Source organism: Actinomadura sp. NPDC000600, from assembly GCF_040492135.1.
Classification (GTDB): domain Bacteria; phylum Actinomycetota; class Actinomycetes; order Streptosporangiales; family Streptosporangiaceae; genus Spirillospora.
Map to the genome: position 1 here is coordinate 1 of NZ_JBEUPD010000131.1, position 1,220 is coordinate 1,220.

The following is a 1,220-nucleotide window of genomic DNA, read 5'->3' on the forward strand; positions in this document are numbered from 1 at the left end:
CCTCCGGCCAGGCGATGCGGGCCCCCGTACCCGTCGCCGAGCATCGACTTATCCGAACACAGGAAGGGTCGATGAACGATGGTGACGACGTTGAATCTGCGTCCCACCGAACAGCTTGGTGATCGCGTTGTGACAGGTGCGCTCCGCAGCCCAGAACGCCGCGACGGTCGCCGTCACGTCATCCCGGATCTTGTTGTGCTTGTCGATCTTGTCCTCGTCGTACTCCCAGTCGTCGTCGTCCTTGACCGAGCTGACGAAATTGGTCGCGTCGATCTTCAGCTGCTTGAGCTTGTCGACGAGGGGGCGGATCTCGGTGCCATACGACGACAGCGCCCCGGACACCTTCTCCAGATCATCCGCGAACCCGTCCGCCCGGTCCGCCACCGGCTTCGTCGACGCGAACAACTGCTCCGCCTCCGGCGCCGTGTAGTACGCCGCAAGCCCCTGGAACTGCGAGTGCACGTCCTTGCCGGTGGAACGGATGTGCGACGCGTCCGTCTTCAGATCGCCGTACGCGCTCTCCAGCAGCGCCAGATCCCCCGTGTACTGCGGAATCGCCTCCGGCTTGATCACGACGTCTGCACCCCCGGCTTCATCGGATCAAGATCCGGCGCCGACAACGCCTTGCGCTGCGCCTCCGCGGCCATCTCCTGATCCCCGTTCAGATACGCCGTCGTCGCATCCACCGCACCCTGCAACGACTTGCCCGCCCGCGCCGCGATGAACTTCAGGTCAGTGGCCGCGTGTTCGGCGTACTGGGACAGGGCGAGAGCGACCAGACCGCCCGACGGCTTCTCGCCGCCCTGCTCGCCGCCGCCCTCCGCGGAGATCGTCCCGGCGTTCGTCGCCGCCGACGTCAGATGCTCCCCGTACGACTTCGCATGCGTCTCGATGTGCGACGCCGTCTCACCCGTCGTCTTCAGCACACCCTGAATACCCTGCGGCTTCAGATCCCAGCCGGTCATCCGCGTCGTCCTCCGCGTTCCCCGTTGCCCACGCCCGTGTCAGCCGTCGACTGTCGGCTCAGCCGATGTTGTCGACCGCCGCCTTCGCCTTCGAGATCGTCGACTGCGCCGTCCCGTCGTTCTTCTCCAGCGTCGTCTTCAACAGCTGGATAATGCTCTTCACCTCGGTCGACGCGCGATTCCACCGCAGTTCCTTGCCGTGGTACTCATCCGCCACACCATCAGCCGCGAAATCCGACATCGCCGCCTTCACCG

At 65.3% G+C, this 1,220-nt stretch carries 3 protein-coding genes; all 3 read right to left on the reverse strand.

Features of this window, described 5'->3' with window-relative positions:
* Positions 1-48: 48 nt before the first annotated feature.
* The gene (locus ABWI07_RS44210) at positions 49-573 is read right to left on the reverse strand and encodes a hypothetical protein (RefSeq protein WP_353822214.1); all 525 of its coding nucleotides are present in this window, start codon (positions 571-573) and stop codon (positions 49-51) included.
* The gene (locus tag ABWI07_RS44215; RefSeq protein ID WP_353822215.1) at positions 570-965 is read right to left on the reverse strand and encodes a DUF6507 family protein; all 396 of its coding nucleotides are present in this window, start codon (positions 963-965) and stop codon (positions 570-572) included. The genes ABWI07_RS44210 and ABWI07_RS44215 overlap by 4 nt, the downstream gene beginning before the upstream one ends.
* A gap of 58 nt (positions 966-1,023) precedes the next feature.
* Positions 1,024-1,220 (reverse strand): pore-forming ESAT-6 family protein (locus ABWI07_RS44220; RefSeq protein ID WP_353822216.1); only part of this gene is annotated, 197 nt, incomplete at its 5' end.

Coding starts and splice junctions, on each gene's coding strand:
- ABWI07_RS44215 (WP_353822215.1), bottom strand. CDS start 965: ATGACCGGCTGGGATCTGAAGCCGCAGGGTATTCAGGGTGTGCTGAAG.